The sequence below is a fragment of the Enterobacter sp. HSTU-ASh6 genome (genome assembly GCF_026319105.1).
GTDB classification, from domain to species: Bacteria; Pseudomonadota; Gammaproteobacteria; order Enterobacterales; family Enterobacteriaceae; genus Enterobacter; species Enterobacter sichuanensis.
This window is the reverse complement of sequence record NZ_WSPD01000004.1, coordinates 210,675-228,654: the sequence shown is the minus strand read 5'-3', so window position 1 is coordinate 228,654 and position 17,980 is coordinate 210,675. Positions and strand designations below refer to the sequence as shown.

The following is a 17,980-nucleotide window of genomic DNA, read 5'->3' as shown; positions in this document are numbered from 1 at the left end:
CTAAGGAACGAAGCGCCTATGAAACCTCGTCAGCGGCAGGCGGCCATTCTCGAGTATCTGCAAAAGCAGGGAAAATGCTCGGTAGACGATCTGGCCCACTACTTTGACACCACCGGCACGACAATACGCAAAGACCTGGTATTGCTCGAAAATTCTGGCGCCGTCATCCGAACCTACGGCGGCGTGGTGCTCAACAAAGACGAAGCGGACCCGCCCATCGATCACAAAACGCTGATCAACACCCACCAGAAGGCGCTGATTGCCGAAGCGGCGGTAAAATTTATCCACGATGGCGACTCTATTATTCTGGATGCAGGCAGCACCGTGCTGCAGATGATCCCCCTGCTCAGCCGCTTTAATAACATCACCGTGATGACTAACAGTCTGCACATCGTTAACGCCCTGTCAGAGTTTGATAGCGAGCAGACCATCCTGATGCCCGGCGGCACCTTCCGTAAGAAATCCGCGTCGTTTCATGGGCAACTGGCCGAAAACGCCTTCGACCACTTCAGCTTCGATAAACTGTTTATGGGGACCGACGGCATCGACCTGAACGCGGGCGTCACCACCTTCAACGAGGTGTTCAACGTCAGCAAAGCGATGTGTAACGCCGCGCGGGAAGTGATTTTAATGGCGGACTCGTCGAAATTTGGCCGTAAAAGCCCCAACATTGTGTGCAGCCTGGAAAGCGTCGACAAACTGATTACCGACGCAGGTATCGACCCGGCGTTCAAAAAAGCGCTGGAAGAGAAAGGCATCGACGTGATCGTAACCGGAGAAAAAGATGAGTGATTTTCTGTTAAACGCAGGCCGCCAGACCCTGATGCTGGAACTGCAGGAAGCCAGCCGCCTGCCGGAGCGTCTGGGCGAGGAGTTTGTGCGCGCGGCCAACACCATTATCCAGTGCGAAGGAAAGGTGATTGTCTCCGGGATCGGTAAATCCGGCCATATCGGCAAGAAAATTGCCGCGACCCTGGCCAGCACCGGGACACCGGCGTTCTTCGTGCATCCGGCAGAAGCGCTGCACGGCGATCTGGGGATGATCGAAAGCCGCGACGTGATGCTGTTTATCTCCTACTCCGGTTCAGCCAAAGAGCTGGATCTCATCATTCCGCGCCTGCAGGAAAAGGCGGTCGCTCTGCTGGCGATGACCGGAAAATCCCGCTCGCCACTGGCGCTGGCCGCCAAAGCGACGCTGGATATTTCCGTGGAGCGCGAAGCCTGTCCGATGCACCTCGCCCCCACCTCCAGCACCGTTAACACGCTGATGATGGGCGACGCGCTGGCGATGGCGGTAATGCAGGCGCGCGGCTTTAACGAAGAAGATTTTGCCCGTTCGCATCCGGCGGGCGCGCTCGGCGCACGACTGCTCAATAAAGTGCATCATCTGATGCGTACTGACGATGCCATTCCGCAGGTTAAGCTCGATACCAGCGTCATGGACGCGATGCTGGAACTCAGCCGCACCGGCCTGGGCCTGGTGGCGGTGTGTGACAACGAGGGCTTTGTGAAGGGCGTCTTTACCGACGGCGACCTTAGGCGCTGGCTGGTGGGTGGTGGCAAGCTGGAATCGCAGGTGTCAGAAGCGATGACCCAGGGCGGGCTAACGCTGAACGCTGAGAGCCGCGCTATTGAGGCCAAAGAGAGCCTGATGAAACGCAAAATCACCGCTGCGCCGGTGGTGGATGACGCCGGCAAATTGTGTGGCGCCATCAACCTGCAGGATTTCTACCAGGCCGGGATTATCTAACGCTTTAGTCCGAGGCGCTTCGCCAGCCGGTGCAGGTTGGCGACATCCATCTCCAGCGCCCGCGCGCACGCTGCCCAGTTGCGGTTGTTCTGCTCCAGCGCGCGGGTAATCATCTGGCGCTGGAACGCTTCCGTCGCCTCGCGCAGGTTCTCATTTACACTCTCTGGCACACGCTGCGCCACCGTCTGTATGGCATCATCCTGCAGGGCAAAATGACGCGCGTGGATCACTACCTCATCACCCAAACGCGCCGCCCGCGCCAGTACCACCGCGCGGTGGATCGCATGCTCCAGTTCGCGCACGTTGCCTGGCCAGCTGTAGCTCAGCAGATGCGCTCTCGCCCCCGGGCTTAACACCACGCGGGAAAGCCCCATCCTGAGACGGCACTGCTCGCAGAAAAAGCCCGCCAGCAGCAGCACGTCGTCCCCGCGTTCGCGCAGCGGCGGCACGGTAAGCGGAAAGACGCTCAGGCGATGATAAAGATCGGCGCGGAACTGTCCGGCCAGCACCGCTTCACGCAGGTCGCGGTTGGTCGCCGCCAGCACGCGCACGTCCACTCTTAAGCTGCGGTCATCCCCCACGCGCTGGATATCGCCGTACTGCAACACGCGCAGGAGTTTGGCCTGGAGTGACAAGGATAATTCGCCAATCTCATCCAGAAACAGCGTGCCGTTATCGGCCATCTCAAACTTGCCGCTACGGTTGCTGATGGCCCCGGTAAACGCCCCTTTGACGTGACCGAACAGCTCGCTTTCCGCCACGCTCTCCGGCAGCGCGGCGCAGTTAAGGTACACCAGCGGGTTCACTGCGCGCGGCGAGGATTCGTGAATGGACTTCGCCACCAGTTCTTTCCCGGTGCCGGTTTCACCGAAGATCAGCACGTTCAAATCGGAGGCGGCGACAATCTCAATCTCTTTTTTGAGCTGCGCCATGCCCGGCGAGAGGCCAATCATCTCCGTGTGCGCCACCTGCTCAAACGCCGCCGGGCTGCCGGGAAGAATATTCTGGCTCTCCAGCTGTTCAATCAGCAGGGCGTTGTTCAGCGCCCCGGCGGCCAGCGCGGCAATCAGGCGCAGCTCTTCGTCGCTGAAGGTGTCGAACTGGTCCGGCGACATGCCGTCGAGCGTCAGTGCCCCAATCAGGTTTTGCCCGGCAAACAGCGGCAGGCCGATGCAGGCGTGCACCTTCAGGCTCTCCTGGCCCGGAATAAGCCCGTCGTACGGGTCGGGCAAATCGCTGTCCGCCGGGAAACGCACCACGTCCCCCGCCCGGGCGATGGTCTCCAGCCGCGGATGACCTTCAAGGGTAAAACGCCGCCCGAGAACGTCCCTGGACAGCCCGTCGATAGCCAGCGGAATAAACTGCCGCCCCTCGTAGCGGAGCAGCGCCGAGGCATCGCACGCCAGCACGTGGCGCAGCGTGGAGATCAGCCGCTGAAAGCGGTCCTGATGGCCGATACCGGTTTGCAGTTCAATGGCGATCTTCGCCAGCACGTCTACGGAAAAGCTCATGTCTGCCTCGCTGTCATTTTGACAATACACATTGTCATATTGACTGCAATATGAATAGTCATAATGACTACCAATTAAGAGTCATAAAAATAATAATCTAGTAAAATCAATAAAATAAAATTTGGCACGCAACTTGATATAAGCAAACCATCTTATTTGAAAAACGCGATTTTACGCTGAGGTTGCTATGTCTATTCTGGTTAAAAATAACATTCATTGGGTTGGTCAACGTGACTGGGAAGTACGCGACTTCCACGGGACGGAGTACAAAACGCTGCGCGGCAGCAGCTACAACAGCTATCTCATCCGGGAAGGTAAAAACGTGCTGATCGATACCGTCGATCACAAATTCAGCCGCGAGTTCGTGCAGAACCTGCGCAGCGAAATCGATCTCGACGCCATCGACTACATCATCATCAACCACGCGGAAGAGGACCACGCCGGCGCGCTGACCGAGCTGATGTCTTACATTCCGAACACGCCGATCTACAGCACCACCAACGCCATCGACTCGATCAACGGTCACCACCACCATCCGGAGTGGAATTTCCACACCGTGAAAACCGGTGACACCCTGGATATCGGCAACGGCAAACAGCTGATTTTCGTGGAAACCCCGATGCTGCACTGGCCGGACAGCATGATGACCTACATGACCGGCGACGCGGTGCTGTTCAGCAACGACGCCTTCGGCCAGCACTACTGCGACGAGCGCCTGTTCAACGACGAAGTGGATCAGACCGAACTGTTCGAACAGTGCCAGCGCTACTACGCCAACATCCTGACCCCGTTCAGCCGTCTGGTCACGCCAAAAATCACCGAGATCCTCGGCTTTAACCTGCCGGTGGATATGATTGCCACTTCCCACGGCGTGGTGTGGCGTGAAAACCCAACCCAGATTGTCGAGCTGTACCTGAAATGGGCGGCGGATTATCAGGAAGACCGCATTACGATTTTCTACGACACCATGTCCAACAACACCCGCATGATGGCGGACGCCATTGCCCAGGGCATCAACGAAGTGGATCCGAACGTGGCGGTGAAGATCTTCAACGTGGCGCGCAGCGATAAAAACGAAATCCTCACCAACGTCTTCCGCTCTAAAGGCGTGCTGGTGGGTACCTCCACCATGAACAACGTGATGATGCCGAAAATTGCCGGTCTGGTAGAAGAGATGACCGGCCTGCGCTTCCGTAACAAACGCGCCAGCGCCTTTGGCTCTCACGGCTGGAGCGGCGGCGCGGTAGACCGTCTCTCCACCCGCTTACAGGATGCGGGCTTTGAGATGTCCATGAGCCTGAAGGCCAAGTGGCGCCCGGATATCGACGCCCTGGAAATCTGCCGTCAGCACGGCCGCGATATTGCCCGTCAGTGGGCGCTTGCACCGCTTCCGGAAGCCGCACCTACCGCAGCTCCAGCGCCTGAAGCGACCGCCTGTGGTTCTGCCGCCGCCGATCTCGGCCCACGCATGCAGTGCAGCGTCTGCCAGTGGATCTACGACCCAGAGCTGGGCGAGCCGCTGCAGGACGTTGCGCCAGGCACGCCGTGGAGTGACGTGCCGGACAACTTCCTCTGCCCGGAATGTTCCCTCGGTAAAGACGTCTTTGATGAACTGGGTACGGAGGCAAAATGAATAACGGCATCGTCATCATCGGCTCGGGCTTTGCCGCCCGCCAGCTGGTGAAAAATATCCGCAAACAGGATGCTAACGTGCCGCTGACGGTGATTGCCGCCGACAGCATGGACGAGTACAACAAACCTGATTTAAGCCACATCGTCAGTCAGAATCAGCGCGCCGAAGATCTCACCCGCCAGACGGCGGGGGAGTTCGCGGAACAGTTTAACCTGCGTCTGTTTCCGTACACCTGGGTCACCGATATCGACGCCACCGCGCACGTGGTGAAAGCGAAGGAGAAAACCTGGCAGTACGACAAGCTGGTGCTGGCCACGGGAGCCTCTGCGTTCGTGCCGCCGGTTGAAGGCCGCGAGCTGATGATAACGCTCAACAGCCAGCAGGAGTATCAGGCCAGCGAAACCCTGCTGCGCGATGCAGAGCGTGTAATGATTGTCGGCGGCGGGCTGATCGGCACCGAGCTGGCGATGGATTTCTGCCGGGCAGGCAAGGCCGTTACCCTGGTTGACCACACGGCGAGCATTCTGTCGGCACTAATGCCCGCAGAGGTTAGCAGCCGCCTGCAGCATCGTTTGACCGACATGGGCGTCCATCTGCTGCTCAAATCGCAGCTGCAGGGCCTCACTAAAACCGAAGGCGTCATTCGCGCATCGCTTGACCACGGCCGCAGCGTTGAGGTGGATGTCGTGGTTGCCGCGACGGGACTGCGCCCGGAAACCGCGCTGGCTCACCGTGCTGGCGCAGAAACACACCGCGGCGTGAAGGTCGATAGTTATCTGCAAACCACGCAACCCGATATTTACGCGTTGGGGGACTGTGCTGAGATTAACGGTCAGGTGATGCCTTTTTTACAGCCAATTCAGTTAAGTGCGATGTATCTGGCGAAAAATCTGCTCGGCGGCAGCGCGCCGCTGAAATTACCCGCCATGCTGGTCAAGGTTAAAACACCGGAATTACCGCTGCACCTGGCCGGTGAAACGCAGCGTCAGGATCTGAACTGGCAAATCACCCTCGAATCGCAGGGCATGGTCGCGCGAGGCGCGGATCTCGAGGGTCAAATGCGCGCCTTTGTCGTCAGTGAAGACCGGATGAAGGAGGCTTTCGCTCTGCTGAAATCGCTGCCCGCTTAATCCGTAGTCTCCTGCCACACTGACTTAACCTTTGGATTTTATTGTCCACCGCCCCGATGTCCCGGGGCTTTTTTTGCGCATTTTATTCACGAAATAAATACATATTAGATAAATCATCATTTTTAATCCCTTATTGATTACATCCATAATTTTTAAATGCGGAACACCTGAAAAACATCAACCTGTTTTATTCCCTGATTCCGGCTTAGTCTGATTATTAATTACTCAGCCGGAGACCTCCCATGGCGACTTTCACTAAAGAACTACACTATCTTTCAACCTATTTTAAGCAGGTTAAAAAATCAGAGCATATATTGTTTCGCTGGCTCTACCTGAGCCCGGAGGCGCGCATTGAGCGTCTGCGCGAACTGATGATGCCCGTGAGCGCCCCTAAAAAATGAGTGCGCCCAAAGCTTACAGGCCGGGTATGCCCAGCGCAACCCGGCAAAAAGCGGAACAAATAATTCAATTCATCATTGTTTATTTAAATATAAATTAGCTGAACAAATATAATTAAATTAATTTATGCTGCATCACAATTTCATCCATCCTGCTTTCGCATTAAAATAAAAACTGTTATTTTTCGATGTGAATTAAGTTTTACTGGAACCCACTCTCATGAATGCATTTAGTTATTTGCAGCGTCTGGGTAAAGCCCTGATGTTGCCCATCGCCACGCTACCAGTGGCGGCGATCTTATTACGTCTCGGTCAGCCCGATGTTTTTAATATTCCCTTTATTGCCAGTGCGGGGGGCGGTATTTTCGACAGCTTACCGCTACTTTTTGCCCTTGGCATCGCCATTGGTCTGGCTAAAGACAACGCGGGCGCGGCCGCCCTTGCCGGTGCCGTCGGCTTCCTGGTGCTGACCAAAGCCACGGCGGTCATTAACGCATCCATTAACATGTCCTTCTTCGCAGGGATTATTGCTGGCGTGGTCGCAGGCCACTGCTATAACCGCTTCTCGAATACCAAACTGCCGGACTTCCTCGCCTTCTTTGCGGGCAAGCGGCTGGTCCCGATCGTGACCGGGCTTATCTGCCTGTTCATCGCCTGGGTGTGCGGCTACGTCTGGCCTTCCGTGCAGCACGGGATTGATACCTTCAGCCTGCTCGTTTCCCGCAGCGGCGAACCGGGCTGGTTTATCTATGGGGTGCTCAACCGCGCGTTGATTCCGTTTGGCCTGCACTACATTCTGCACTCCGTCTTCTGGTTTAGCCTCGGCGACTGTCTGAAGGTCACCTATGACGCCGCGAGTGCGGTACATAACATCTGCCTCGCACCGGATGTGGTGAAAGGTCTGGTGGTCGGCGGTGCCGTACCAGGCATCGAGGGGTCCTCTGCCACCCAGATTGCCACCGACCTGACCCGTGGCGACCTTAACCGCTTCTTCGCAGGTGACCCGCATGCCGGCGTTTACATGGCCTGGGCATACCCGATCTTTATGGGCGGTCTGCCGGGTGCTGCGCTGGCGATGTATTTTGCCGCGCCGAAAGCCCGCCGTTCAGCCGTAGGCGGGATGCTGCTCTCTGTAGCGCTGACGGCTTTCCTGACCGGCATCACCGAACCGATTGAGTTCTCCTTCCTGTTCCTCGCACCGGCCCTGTATGCCCTGCATGCAGTCCTTGCGGGTGTCAGCATGGTGATCGCCAACAGCCTCGGCGTGCTGCACGGCTTTGGTTTCTCAGCCGGGTTGATCGACTTTGTGCTTAACTGGGGACTTGCCACGAAGCCGTGGATCTTAATCCCGCTGATTGTGCTGTTCTTCGCGATCTATTTTGTCGTGTTCACCTTCGCGATCCGCGTCTTTAAGCTGAAAACGCCGGGACGCGAGGAGGAGGACACCATCACGGGTGGGTCTGACGATCAAAGCGAGGCCATTGCCCGGTACATTGTGGCGTTGGGTGGTAAAGAAAACCTGAAGAGTGTCGACGCCTGCATTACCCGCTTACGCCTGACGCTGGTGGATAACAGCGTGCTGGATGAACCGGCGCTGAAAGCGCTGGGTGCCAAAGGTATTCTGAAAATGGGTACTCAGAATGCGCAGGTCATACTCGGCCCTCAGGCTGAAAGCATTGCCCTGAAGATTCGGGCACAGACAGAAGCCTGACGCTGAGCGTTCCTGTTCCCTCTCCACACAGGAGAGGGAATAAAACCGGAACACTTCATCTATCCAGACCTTATTTATTCCGCAAAACACCCTACACTCTCAACATCCCTTATCGTCACCGGAATGTCGCTATGCGCCAGCTTCAGAAAATCCGTCAGTATCAACGGCTTTATCAGCATTACGGTGCTGCGCCAAAGCCGACCACCATCGCGGAAGTGGCGGAGGTGGCAGTGTGCAGCGAACGCCACGCGCGCACCCTGCTGCGCCAGCTGGCGCAGAGCGGCTGGCTAAGCTGGAACGCCCAGCCGGGACGCGGGCATCGGGCCATCCTGCATTGCCTGGCGACCACCAGCGAACTGAGCGCGCCACTGATGCACGCCTGTCTGGAGAAAGGGGATTACCAGAGCGCGCTGCAGCTGGCAGACGGTGATCCGGCCAGCCTGCATCACATCATCACCCCGTTTTTAGGCGGCAAATGGTTAAAACATCAGCCGACGCTGCGCATACCCTGGTACCGCGCCCTCACGTCGCTTGATCCGTCTCTTCAGCGCCGCCGTGCCGAACAGCATATTATCTGCGCGGTTCACGCGGGGCTGACGCGCTACGCGCCCGGCCACACGCAGCCGGTAGCGGATTTAGCCCACCACTGGGAAATTGATGATGACAAACTGCGCTGGCGCTTCTACCTGCGCAGCGGCGCGCACTGGCATAACGGGCAGGCCATCAGTGATGAAGATATTCTCAGCGCGCTGCACCAGCTGCTGGCCGACCCGGCCCGCAGCGCAGGGCTCGCACACGTAACTCAGGTATCGCTTGTCGCCCCCTGGTGTCTGGAGATCGCACTCACCGCACCCGATGCCATGCTGGCCCATCGTCTGGCGCATCACGCCTGTCGCCTGCCGCATCCGCAACAGCCGGGTATTGGCGCAGGTCCCTTTGCTATCGCCCATCATCACTCTCACTACCTGCGCCTTGAGCGCCAGCCGTGGTACTTTGCGGCGCACCCGCTGCTGCATGCGATCGAGTTCTGGCGAACCCGCAGCGAGACGGAAAAAACCGCCTGGATCACCGTAGGGAAAGGCGAAAACGCCCGGGAGTCTGTCACCTCCATCAGCAGTGGCTTTGCCTGGCTGATGCTCAACGTCGGGTTGCCGCAGCCGCTGGCGGCCTGGCTGCGTCAGGAAATTCAGCAGATTAATCAGCAGAACATCCACCGGGATGATGTCGACACCCGCACGGAAATTCTTCCCGGCATCACGACCCCCGTATATCCGGAAGCGTCCAGGGTGGCGCTTCCCGCCACCCTGTCGCTGGTTTGCTATCACACGCCTGAGCTGTGCGAGCTTGCCAGCATGCTGCAAACACGCCTGAAAAAGCGCGGCTGCGAGCTGATCATCCACAGGAAAGATCGTGAGGCGTGGCATGTCCCCGACGCGCTGACGCAGGCGGATATCTTACTGGGGGATTATCTGGCGGGGGAATTGCCGGTCTTTGCGCTGGCAGAGTGGTTTACTGAAGAGCCTGCCTGGGCCACCGCCCTGGGGCAGGGTCCGTGGCAAAAAGCGAAGCAGACCCTGATGCGCTATTGCGAAAGCGAGGAGAGCCTGCAAACAGCGCTGCCGTCTTTCTTCCAGTCCTTACTTGAACGCGGCGCCTGCACGCCGCTGTTCCACTACCGCTATCGTCTTAATACCCTGGAAAACGTGCAGGACATTGTGCTGACCGCCAGCGGCTGGCTCGATTTTACCCGCGCCTGGCTGCCGCCAGCTCAGGAACGTACCACCAGCGCGTCGTAGCCGCGCCAGCGGTAGTTGACCATCGAGATCAGCCAGCAGGCGACAAACAGCCCGACGACCACAAACCCGGCGTTGCCCAGGTTGTCGTTCACCGCGCCAATCACATCCCAGACGCCGCCGCTGAGGCCGAATTTGTCCATCAGCAGACCCAGCGCTTCCAGCCCGCCGATAAACAGCGCCACCACCACGGAGGTGCCGGTGATGGTCATGTTGTAGTAAAGCTTGCGCTGTGGCTTGTTAAACGCCCAGCCGTAGGCCCCCACCATCAGCAAATTGTCGAGAGTATCCACCAGCGCCATGCCGCTGGCGAAGAGCGCCGGGAAGACCATGATGGACCACACCGACATGCCGTTTGAGGCGCTGGCGGCAGAGATACCCAGCACGCCAATCTCGGTGGCGGTATCAAACCCCAGGCCAAACAGAAAACCGACCAGGTACATCTGCCAGCTCTTGTTGACCAGGCGGAACGTCGCGCCGAACAGCCAGTTCATCACCCCGCCCTGCGCCGGAAGGGCAATCTCCCCCTGCACGGGCTGGCCGTTTTTCAGCGCCTGGAAACTGCGCCACACGCCGCGCAGGATCACCATATTCACCAGCGCCATTGCCAGCAGGAAGGTCGCCGACACCGCCGTGCCAATCAGGCTGCCGGTCTCGTGAAACCACGCCATATTCTTCTGAAACGCCGTGGCGGTCGCGGCAATGGCAATGGAGGCCAGCACCACAATGGTAGAGTGCCCCAGCGAGAACCAGGCCCCGACGCCGGACGGGCGTTTTCCCTGCTGCATCATCTTACGCGTCACGGTATCGATGGCCGCAATGTGGTCGGCATCCACCGCATGACGCAGTCCGTAGCACCAGGCCAGCAGGCTTGCCGCCATCAGCGCCGTGCTGTCGCTGAAGGTGTGCCATGCCCATCCCCAGGCCAGCAGGTTTGCCATTACCAGAGCCAGCAGCAGAAGCGCGGCGCGAGGTTCATTGCGTAAGAGTCGTAACATTTTAAATCCTTTGTGAACATGACCGGGCAGCGGCGACCACCGCCTGCCCGAAGGAGATCGCTCCGTCACCTGCGGGCAGGCGCGAAGGAAAAAGAAGCGTAAAGTCAGAAAGATAATGACGCAGACGCGCGCGCAGCAGACGGTTATGCAACACGCCGCCGCTGAAACACACCGTGGTCAGCGACAAGCGCCGGGCATGGAACGCGGCGAGCTCCGCCAGTCCTTTTGCCAGCGCGTCGTGAAACGCCCAGGCGCGCGCGCTGGGTTCCGCTTGCCACGCCAGCCATTGCTGCCAGAACAGGGAGAGATTACCCACCGACAGCGTGACCGGATGCACAGCGCCTTCGCACTGCGACGCCAGGGCTTCGAGCCGACAGGCGGCTTCCCCTTCCCAGGATTGGGTTTCGATACCCAGTGCGCAGGCGATGGCGTCAAACAGGCGACCGCACGACGACGCCCGCGGCGCATTGATGCCGCGCAGGATAGCCTTTGCCAGCAGCGGCCAGTTCTGGCGTTGTACCGCACGCGTTTCCGGGTAATGCTGCCAGTCAGGGACAAACGCCAGACAGTGGGCGAGGAGATTTCGCCACGGCTGCCGGGCCGCGAGATCGCCACCCGGTAGCGCCACGGCCGGCAGCCCCCCCAGACGTTCGCAGGTAAGATAGTTCACCCGCAGGCACTCTCCGCCCCACAGCTCACCGTTTTCACCCATGCCGATCCCGTCCAGCGTCAGGGCGATAGCGTCTCCGCCAACGAGCGGCCAGCCGTTTTCGGCCAGGCACGCCGCTGCGTGGGCGTGATGGTGATGCACATATTCAAGAGGCAATGCCTGCGCTTGCGCCCACTGGCGAGCACGGTATCCCGGATGGGCATCGCACACGACGCGCTCCGGCTGAAAGGCGTAAATGCCCTGCATCACCGACAGCGCTGAACGCCATTGCGCTTCCACACCGTCGTCACTGAGATCGCCAAAATGCTGGCTCAGCACCGCCTGGTTTCCGCGCACCAGGCAGAAGGTGTTTTTCATATCCGCCCCGGTGCATATCATGGCGGGAATATTTTCGAACCCGGCAGGTAACGTGATGGCATCGGGCACAAAACCACGCGCGCGGCGCAGCATCACACCGTCCCGATCCATCACTGAATCGTCCATCCGTTGCAGGATGTCACGGTTATGCAGCAGGAAGCCGTCCGCGATGTCGCTGAGCTCATCCAGTGCCTGCTGGTTGGTGAGGGCAGGCGGTCTGCCGCTGAGATTGCCGGAGGTCATCACCAGCGGGCGCTGGCAGTCCATCATCAGAAGATGCTGCAGCGGGTTCGCAGGAAGCATGATGCCCACGGTGTCCAGACCCGGCGCGATACCTTCCGGGAAGGCGGGCAGCCATGCTGTTGGCGTGAGCACGATGGGTGCGGCGGGTGAACATAACAACGTCTGAACCGGCTCAGGTAACCCATCCGCGTTCGGGATCATCACTGCCAGCGGTTTTGCTGGCCGCTGTTTGCGTTCCCGCAGCCTCGCCACCGCCCGCGGGTTGAGTGCATCACAGGCGAGGTGAAAGCCCCCCAGACCTTTGATGGCGACAATACCGCCGCTTTTCAGCATCTGCACCGCCGCGCGCAGCGCAGCCTCGCGGACAGCAGTAACATCCCCTGCCCGCCACTCAAGCGCGGGACCACAGTCCGGGCAGGCGACCGGCTGGGCGTGAAAACGTCGGTCCGCGGGATGGCGATACTCCGCCTCACACGGCGGGCAGAGCGGGAATGGCGCCATTGCCGTGGCCGGACGGTCATAGGGCATGGCGCGAATAATGGTGAAACGCGGGCCACAGTGGGTACAGTTGATAAACGGGTAGCGGTAACGGCGCTCGAGCGGATCGTTCATCTCCGCCAGACAGGCGGAACACGTGGCAGCATCCGGTACAATCTGGGTGTCCATCGTCCCACCCGCGCTGTGGCGGATGGTGAATGCCTCCGGCACATGCGTCCAGGTGAAAGGCTGCGTGTCGATACTGTCGATGCGTGCCAGCGGCGGGCAGTCCTGGCGCAGCCTCGCGGTGAAATGCCCCCCATTACCCGCGAGGCGCACCAGCACGCCCTCTCCGTCGTTGCAGACATCGCCGGTCAACTGCAGCACCTGCGCAAGCTGCCAGACGAAGGGACGGAACCCCACGCCCTGCACCTTGCCACGCACCCGCAGCTGGATGCCGTTACCGCTCATAACGACTCAGAACAGCAGCGATGACGACGTGTCGAACGCCGCGCGACGGCGCTTCTCGGCGCTCATCTGCTCAAGCTTATCGCGATCCACGCAGACCAGCGCGTGGGTCGGGCAGGCTTCCATACAGGCCGGGCCGGCTTCGCGGTGGTAGCAGAGGTCACATTTATTGGCTTCGGCTTTCTCCGCCCGCACGTTTAGTCCCATGCCGCTGTTACGCACGACCGGACGAACCACCACTTCCATCGCGCCATACGGGCAGGCAACGACGCAGGTTTTGCAGCCTATACAGCGCTCCTGCATCACATGCACAAACCCTTTTTCACGCGCGATCGCCCCGTTCGGGCAGACGTTGGCGCACGGCGCATCTTCGCACTGACGGCAGATAGCGGCGGTGGAAATATTCACGCCTTTAATGACGTGGATGCGCGGTAAAAACGTCTCAGGGGTGAGCGACGCGCAATCCTGATCCGCCTGATGGGAAACCACGCACGCCACTTCGCAGGTACGGCAACCAATACACTTACTGGCATCGGCCATAATAAAACGGTTCATCTGCTTCTCCAGCATTACAGTTATGCGCGGAGATATTCATAAACCGTGCCAATTATTAAAGCCTTGATTTATAGCAATTTTATAATCGACACCGGGGCTGTCATCGTCATTTGTGACGATGACAGCTGTCGACATCAGCGATGCGGGCAGTCAATAACCGAGTCACGCAGGACCAGCTCACCGGAGAAGGTTTGCTGATATTTAAACTCACCACCGTCGAGCATGAAGATCAGGCGGCTGATGGTCTCTTTAATCATCTCCGTCACCGGGACGCGCACGCTGGAGAGCGACGGCACGATGTAAGGGGCTATCGCCACATCGTCAAAACCAATCACCGACACCGCCTCCGGTGTCGCAACGCCGCTGTCGTGCAACTGCTTCATGGCACCGATTGCCATATCGTCATTACTCGCCACCAGCGCAGTAAAGCGTTCTCCGCGCGCAAGCAGTTCGGACACCGCCGCCGCGCCGCTGGCCGGGTTCCACTTCCCCTGCGCAATCAGCCCTTCGCGCAGCGGAATGCCGTGCTGCGCCAGGGCGTCCTTATAGCCGGAGAGACGCTCAACCCCGGTGGGGGAGTCCAGCGAGCCGGTGATAAACGCAATCTCCCGGTGCCCTTTCGCAATCAGCTGCGCCACCGCATCCTGGCTCGAGGCTTTATGATCGGACCAGACGCAGTGGCTGCTGTTTTTCCGCAGGCGGCGGTTGAGCACCATAATGGGCTGCTCGCACTTCTCGACGATCTCATCCATCTCTTCCACGCTCAGGAAACGCGGATAGATAATCACCGCGTCGCAGCGCATATCGAGCAGGTACTGGATCGCTTCGCGCTCCTCATCAGCGCTGTGCTTGCCGTCGGCGAGGATCAACTGCCGCCCTTTTTCTTCGGTCATGCGCGCGGCGTGAAACAGCAGTTCGCTGAAGTAGACGCCGTGATACAAGGTGTTGGTCACCACCAGCCCCAGCGTCTGGGTACGTTTGGTCGCCAGGTTGCGCGCCAGTAAATTCGGGCGATAGCCGCTCTCTTCAATGGCCTGAAACACCCGGTCTTTGGTCTCCTGGCTGACGTAGCCATTTCCCGACAGCACCCGGGACACCGTGGCCTTCGAAACGCCTGCCCGCTTCGCCACTTCAAGCATCGTGGTCATGTTGTTATTCCGTCTGAATCTGATGGACCGCAGTGTACTGCACTGCGGAAAAATTGTCGCAGCGGCAAAATCACGCTTTCAGCACGTCATTGCGATCTGCATCACGAAACGAAAATATGGTCAAAAAGCGATCTTGTTTCACCCATAAAAACTCATGATGATTATGTGGAACCGGTTTCCTACATTTCTCACAACGATAACAGGATCTCATCCGATGGCCAAAAATTACGCAGCGCTGGCGAACGACGTGGTCAGCGCGCTGGGCGGCAAAGAGAACATCGTCGCCCTCACCCACTGCATGACGCGTCTGCGCTTCGTTCTGAAAGACGAAAGCCTTATCGACGCGGCGCGCCTGAAAAGCATCAGCGGCGTGCTCGGCGTCGTGCGCAACGACAACCAGTGCCAGGTGATCATTGGCAATACCGTCTCTCAGGCGTATCGCGAGGTGGTGAGCCTGCTGCCGACGGACCTGCAGCCCGAGGTACCGGAAGGGCCGCAGAAGTTGACCTTGCGCCGCATTGGCACCGGGATCCTCGACGCGCTGATCGGCACCATGTCCCCACTGATCCCGGCGATCATCGGCGGTTCGATGGTTAAACTGCTGGCGATGATCCTTGAGATGACCGGCGTGCTGCCAAAAGGCGCACCAACGCTCACCATTTTGACCGTCATCGGCGACGGCGCGTTCTTCTTCCTGCCGCTGATGGTGGCGGCCTCGGCGGCGGTGAAATTCAAGACCAACATGTCGCTGGCGATTGCCATTGCCGGTGTGCTGGTCCACCCGAGCTTTATCGAGCTGATGGCGAAAGCCGCGCAGGGTGAACACGTTGAGTTCGCCTTTATTCCGGTGACCGCGGTGAAATACACCTACACCGTTATTCCGGCGCTGGTGATGACCTGGTGCCTGTCGTACATCGAACGCTGGGTGGATCGCATCACCCCGGCGGTGACGAAAAACTTCCTGAAGCCGATGCTGATCGTGCTGATTGCCGCCCCGCTCGCCATCGTGCTGATTGGCCCGCTGGGGATCTGGATCGGTAGCGCCATCTCCGCGCTGGTCTACACCATTCACGGTTACCTGGGCTGGCTCTCCGTGGCGATCATGGGCGCATTGTGGCCGCTGCTGGTAATGACCGGGATGCACCGCGTGTTTACCCCGACCATCATCCAGACCATTGCCGAAACAGGCAAAGAAGGGATGGTCATGCCGTCAGAGATCGGCGCCAACCTGTCGCTCGGTGGTTCGTCGCTGGCAGTGGCGTGGAAAACTAAAAACCCGGAACTGCGCCAGACGGCGCTGGCGGCGGCAGCCTCTGCCATTATGGCGGGGATCTCTGAACCGGCCCTGTACGGCGTCGCTATCCGTCTGAAACGCCCGCTGATTGCCAGCCTGATAAGCGGCTTTATCTGCGGCGCGGTGGCCGGTATCGCCGGGCTTGCCAGCCACTCAATGGCCGCGCCGGGGCTGTTTACCAGCGTGCAGTTCTTTGACCCGGCAAACCCGATGACCATCGTCTGGGTGTTTGGCGTGATGGGTCTGGCAGTGGTGCTGTCGTTTGTTCTGACCCTGCTTTTAGGGTTTGAGGATATCCCCGTCGAAGACGACGCCGAAAAAGCGCGTGCCCTGCAGAGCGCACCGGTACCGAACAACGCAGCAAAAGCATAAATTGAAAGCGAGGTAAGAATGTCTGTTTTTCCACAAGGATTTTTATGGGGCGGCGCGCTTGCCGCCAACCAGAGTGAAGGGGCTTACCGTGAAGGCGGCAAGGGACTGACCACGGTCGATATGATCCCCCACGGCGCGAATCGCCTGGCGGTAAAGCTCGGTAAGGAAAAGCGTTTTTCGCTGCGTGACGACGAGTTCTACCCGAGCCACGAGGCGATTGATTTTTACCATCGCTATAAAGAAGACATCGCCCTGATGGCGGAGATGGGTTTTACGGTGTTCCGCACCTCGATTGCCTGGAGCCGCCTCTACCCGAACGGCGACGAACCGCTGCCCAATAAAGAGGGCATTGCCTTCTACCGCGCGGTGTTTGAAGAGTGCAAAAAGTACAACATCGAGCCGCTGGTGACACTCTGCCACTTCGACGTGCCGATGCACCTGGTAACGGAGTACGGATCCTGGCGTAACCGCAAGATGGTGGATTTCTTCGCCCGCTACGCCCGTACCTGCTTTGAAGAGTTTAACGGGCTGGTGAAATACTGGCTGACCTTCAACGAAATCAACATTATGCTGCACAGCCCGTTCTCCGGTGCGGGGCTGGTGTTTGAGGAAGGTGAAAACGAAGACCAGGTGAAATACCAGGCCGCGCACCACGAGCTGGTGGCAAGCGCGCTGGCGACCAAAATCGCCCATGAGGTGAACCCGGAAAACCAGGTCGGCTGCATGCTGGCGGGTGGGAACTTCTACCCTTACTCCTGCAAGCCTGAAGACGTGTGGATGGCGCTGGAAAAAGACCGCGAGAACCTGTTCTTTATCGACGTGCAGGCGCGCGGCCGCTATCCGGCCTACTCTGCCCGCGTGTTCCGCGAAAAAGGGGTGGTGATTGTTAAAGATCCGGGCGATGACGAACTGCTGAAAAACACCGTCGATTTTGTCTCGTTCAGCTATTACGCCTCGCGCTGCGCGTCGGCAGACATGAACGCGGGCAACACCAGCGCGGCGAACATCGTGAAATCCCTGCGCAACCCGCACATTGAGGTGAGCGAATGGGGCTGGGGCATCGACCCGCTCGGCCTGCGCATCACCATGAACATGATGTACGACCGCTATCAGAAGCCGCTGTTCCTGGTGGAAAACGGCCTCGGAGCGAAAGACGTGATTGATGAAAACGGCGAGATTAACGACGACTACCGCATCAGCTATCTGCGCGAGCATATCCGCGCGATGGGCGACGCGATTGAGGACGGCGTGCCGCTGATGGGTTACACCACCTGGGGTTGCATTGACCTGGTGTCTGCCTCAACGGGGGAGATGAGCAAGCGCTACGGGTTTGTCTACGTCGACCGCGACGATGCCGGCAACGGCACGCTGGACAGAAAGCGCAAGAAATCGTTCTGGTGGTATAAGAAGGTGATTGCGAGCAACGGGGCGGATCTGGAATAACCCCCTCACCCTAACCCTCTCCCCATAGG

General features: G+C 58.9%; 14 protein-coding genes. 9 read left to right on the top strand and 5 right to left on the bottom strand.

The window, feature by feature from the left end:
* Positions 1-18: 18 nt before the first annotated feature.
* Together srlR and gutQ are read left to right on the top strand one after the other, a co-directional pair.
* Positions 19-792, top strand: a complete 774-nt coding sequence (gene srlR / locus GM298_RS06680) for a glucitol operon DNA-binding transcriptional repressor SrlR (protein ID WP_059386982.1) — start codon at positions 19-21, stop codon at positions 790-792.
* Complete coding sequence (gene gutQ, locus GM298_RS06675; protein ID WP_045286052.1) at positions 785-1,750, top strand: arabinose-5-phosphate isomerase GutQ; 966 nt, start codon at positions 785-787, stop codon at positions 1,748-1,750. Before srlR ends, gutQ begins: the two co-directional genes overlap by 8 nt.
* On the opposite strand, the gene norR is transcribed toward gutQ, so the two are convergent.
* Positions 1,747-3,261 (bottom strand): nitric oxide reductase transcriptional regulator NorR, encoded by a 1,515-nt coding sequence (gene norR, locus GM298_RS06670; RefSeq protein WP_025757111.1) that lies wholly within the window; start codon positions 3,259-3,261, stop codon positions 1,747-1,749. The two genes, gutQ and norR, sit on opposite strands and share 4 nt — an antisense overlap.
* A 187-nt stretch (positions 3,262-3,448) precedes the next feature.
* On the opposite strand from norR, the gene norV reads away from it, so the two are divergent.
* The 5 genes from norV to GM298_RS06645 all read left to right on the top strand — a co-directional run bounded on the left by norV (position 3,449) and on the right by GM298_RS06645 (position 9,929).
* A complete protein-coding gene (norV, locus tag GM298_RS06665; protein WP_025757110.1) occupies positions 3,449-4,894 on the top strand; it encodes an anaerobic nitric oxide reductase flavorubredoxin in 1,446 nt (481 codons plus the stop codon).
* Positions 4,891-6,024 carry an NADH:flavorubredoxin reductase NorW gene (gene norW, locus GM298_RS06660; protein WP_262783948.1) on the top strand — a complete coding sequence of 378 codons (1,134 nt, stop codon included), beginning with the start codon at positions 4,891-4,893 and terminating at the stop codon, positions 6,022-6,024. The genes norV and norW overlap by 4 nt, the downstream gene beginning before the upstream one ends.
* A 242-nt stretch (positions 6,025-6,266) precedes the next feature.
* Positions 6,267-6,425 carry a hypothetical protein gene (locus tag GM298_RS06655; RefSeq protein ID WP_164881264.1) on the top strand — a complete coding sequence of 53 codons (159 nt, stop codon included), beginning with the start codon at positions 6,267-6,269 and terminating at the stop codon, positions 6,423-6,425.
* Between the two features lie 217 nt (positions 6,426-6,642).
* The gene (gene nagE / locus GM298_RS06650) at positions 6,643-8,133 is read left to right on the top strand and encodes an N-acetylglucosamine-specific PTS transporter subunit IIBC (RefSeq protein WP_266153820.1); all 1,491 of its coding nucleotides are present in this window, start codon (positions 6,643-6,645) and stop codon (positions 8,131-8,133) included.
* Positions 8,134-8,264: 131 nt separating this feature from the next.
* A complete protein-coding gene (locus GM298_RS06645) occupies positions 8,265-9,929 on the top strand; it encodes an SgrR family transcriptional regulator (RefSeq protein WP_266153819.1) in 1,665 nt (554 codons plus the stop codon).
* Here GM298_RS06645 and GM298_RS06640 read toward each other — a convergent pair.
* The 4 genes from GM298_RS06640 to GM298_RS06625 form a co-directional block, all read right to left on the bottom strand.
* Positions 9,902-10,924: a HoxN/HupN/NixA family nickel/cobalt transporter gene (locus GM298_RS06640; protein WP_025757106.1), complete on the bottom strand. Its 1,023-nt coding sequence runs from the start codon at positions 10,922-10,924 to the stop codon at positions 9,902-9,904. The genes GM298_RS06645 and GM298_RS06640 overlap by 28 nt on opposite strands.
* Before the next feature lies 1 nt (position 10,925).
* Positions 10,926-13,142 carry a carbamoyltransferase HypF gene (gene hypF / locus GM298_RS06635; protein ID WP_266153818.1) on the bottom strand — a complete coding sequence of 739 codons (2,217 nt, stop codon included), beginning with the start codon at positions 13,140-13,142 and terminating at the stop codon, positions 10,926-10,928.
* Positions 13,143-13,148: 6 nt separating this feature from the next.
* Positions 13,149-13,694 (bottom strand): electron transport protein HydN, encoded by a 546-nt coding sequence (hydN, locus tag GM298_RS06630; protein ID WP_025757104.1) that lies wholly within the window; start codon positions 13,692-13,694, stop codon positions 13,149-13,151.
* A gap of 134 nt (positions 13,695-13,828) precedes the next feature.
* Positions 13,829-14,842 (bottom strand): LacI family DNA-binding transcriptional regulator, encoded by a 1,014-nt coding sequence (locus tag GM298_RS06625; RefSeq protein ID WP_266153817.1) that lies wholly within the window; start codon positions 14,840-14,842, stop codon positions 13,829-13,831.
* A gap of 214 nt (positions 14,843-15,056) precedes the next feature.
* Here GM298_RS06625 and ascF point away from each other — a divergent pair, with 214 nt between their 5' ends.
* Both ascF and GM298_RS06615 read left to right on the top strand, forming a co-directional pair.
* Positions 15,057-16,508 carry a PTS cellobiose/arbutin/salicin transporter subunit IIBC gene (gene ascF / locus GM298_RS06620; protein WP_266153816.1) on the top strand — a complete coding sequence of 484 codons (1,452 nt, stop codon included), beginning with the start codon at positions 15,057-15,059 and terminating at the stop codon, positions 16,506-16,508.
* 18 nt (positions 16,509-16,526) lie between these two features.
* Positions 16,527-17,951, top strand: a complete 1,425-nt coding sequence (locus GM298_RS06615; protein ID WP_095449247.1) for a 6-phospho-beta-glucosidase — start codon at positions 16,527-16,529, stop codon at positions 17,949-17,951.
* Positions 17,952-17,980: the final 29 nt, after the last annotated feature.

What these genes read in the sequence shown, in the direction of transcription:
- srlR (WP_059386982.1), top strand. Translation starts at nt 19, where the DNA reads ATGAAACCTCGTCAGCGGCAGGCGGCCATTCTCGAGTATCTGCAAAAG.
- gutQ (WP_045286052.1), top strand. Translation starts at nt 785, where the DNA reads ATGAGTGATTTTCTGTTAAACGCAGGCCGCCAGACCCTGATGCTGGAA.
- norR (WP_025757111.1), bottom strand. Translation starts at nt 3,261, where the DNA reads ATGAGCTTTTCCGTAGACGTGCTGGCGAAGATCGCCATTGAACTGCAA.
- norV (WP_025757110.1), top strand. Translation starts at nt 3,449, where the DNA reads ATGTCTATTCTGGTTAAAAATAACATTCATTGGGTTGGTCAACGTGAC.
- norW (WP_262783948.1), top strand. Translation starts at nt 4,891, where the DNA reads ATGAATAACGGCATCGTCATCATCGGCTCGGGCTTTGCCGCCCGCCAG.
- GM298_RS06655 (WP_164881264.1), top strand. Translation starts at nt 6,267, where the DNA reads ATGGCGACTTTCACTAAAGAACTACACTATCTTTCAACCTATTTTAAG.
- nagE (WP_266153820.1), top strand. Translation starts at nt 6,643, where the DNA reads ATGAATGCATTTAGTTATTTGCAGCGTCTGGGTAAAGCCCTGATGTTG.
- GM298_RS06645 (WP_266153819.1), top strand. Translation starts at nt 8,265, where the DNA reads ATGCGCCAGCTTCAGAAAATCCGTCAGTATCAACGGCTTTATCAGCAT.
- GM298_RS06640 (WP_025757106.1), bottom strand. Translation starts at nt 10,924, where the DNA reads ATGTTACGACTCTTACGCAATGAACCTCGCGCCGCGCTTCTGCTGCTG.
- hypF (WP_266153818.1), bottom strand. Translation starts at nt 13,142, where the DNA reads ATGAGCGGTAACGGCATCCAGCTGCGGGTGCGTGGCAAGGTGCAGGGC.
- hydN (WP_025757104.1), bottom strand. Translation starts at nt 13,694, where the DNA reads ATGAACCGTTTTATTATGGCCGATGCCAGTAAGTGTATTGGTTGCCGT.
- GM298_RS06625 (WP_266153817.1), bottom strand. Translation starts at nt 14,842, where the DNA reads ATGACCACGATGCTTGAAGTGGCGAAGCGGGCAGGCGTTTCGAAGGCC.
- ascF (WP_266153816.1), top strand. Translation starts at nt 15,057, where the DNA reads ATGGCCAAAAATTACGCAGCGCTGGCGAACGACGTGGTCAGCGCGCTG.
- GM298_RS06615 (WP_095449247.1), top strand. Translation starts at nt 16,527, where the DNA reads ATGTCTGTTTTTCCACAAGGATTTTTATGGGGCGGCGCGCTTGCCGCC.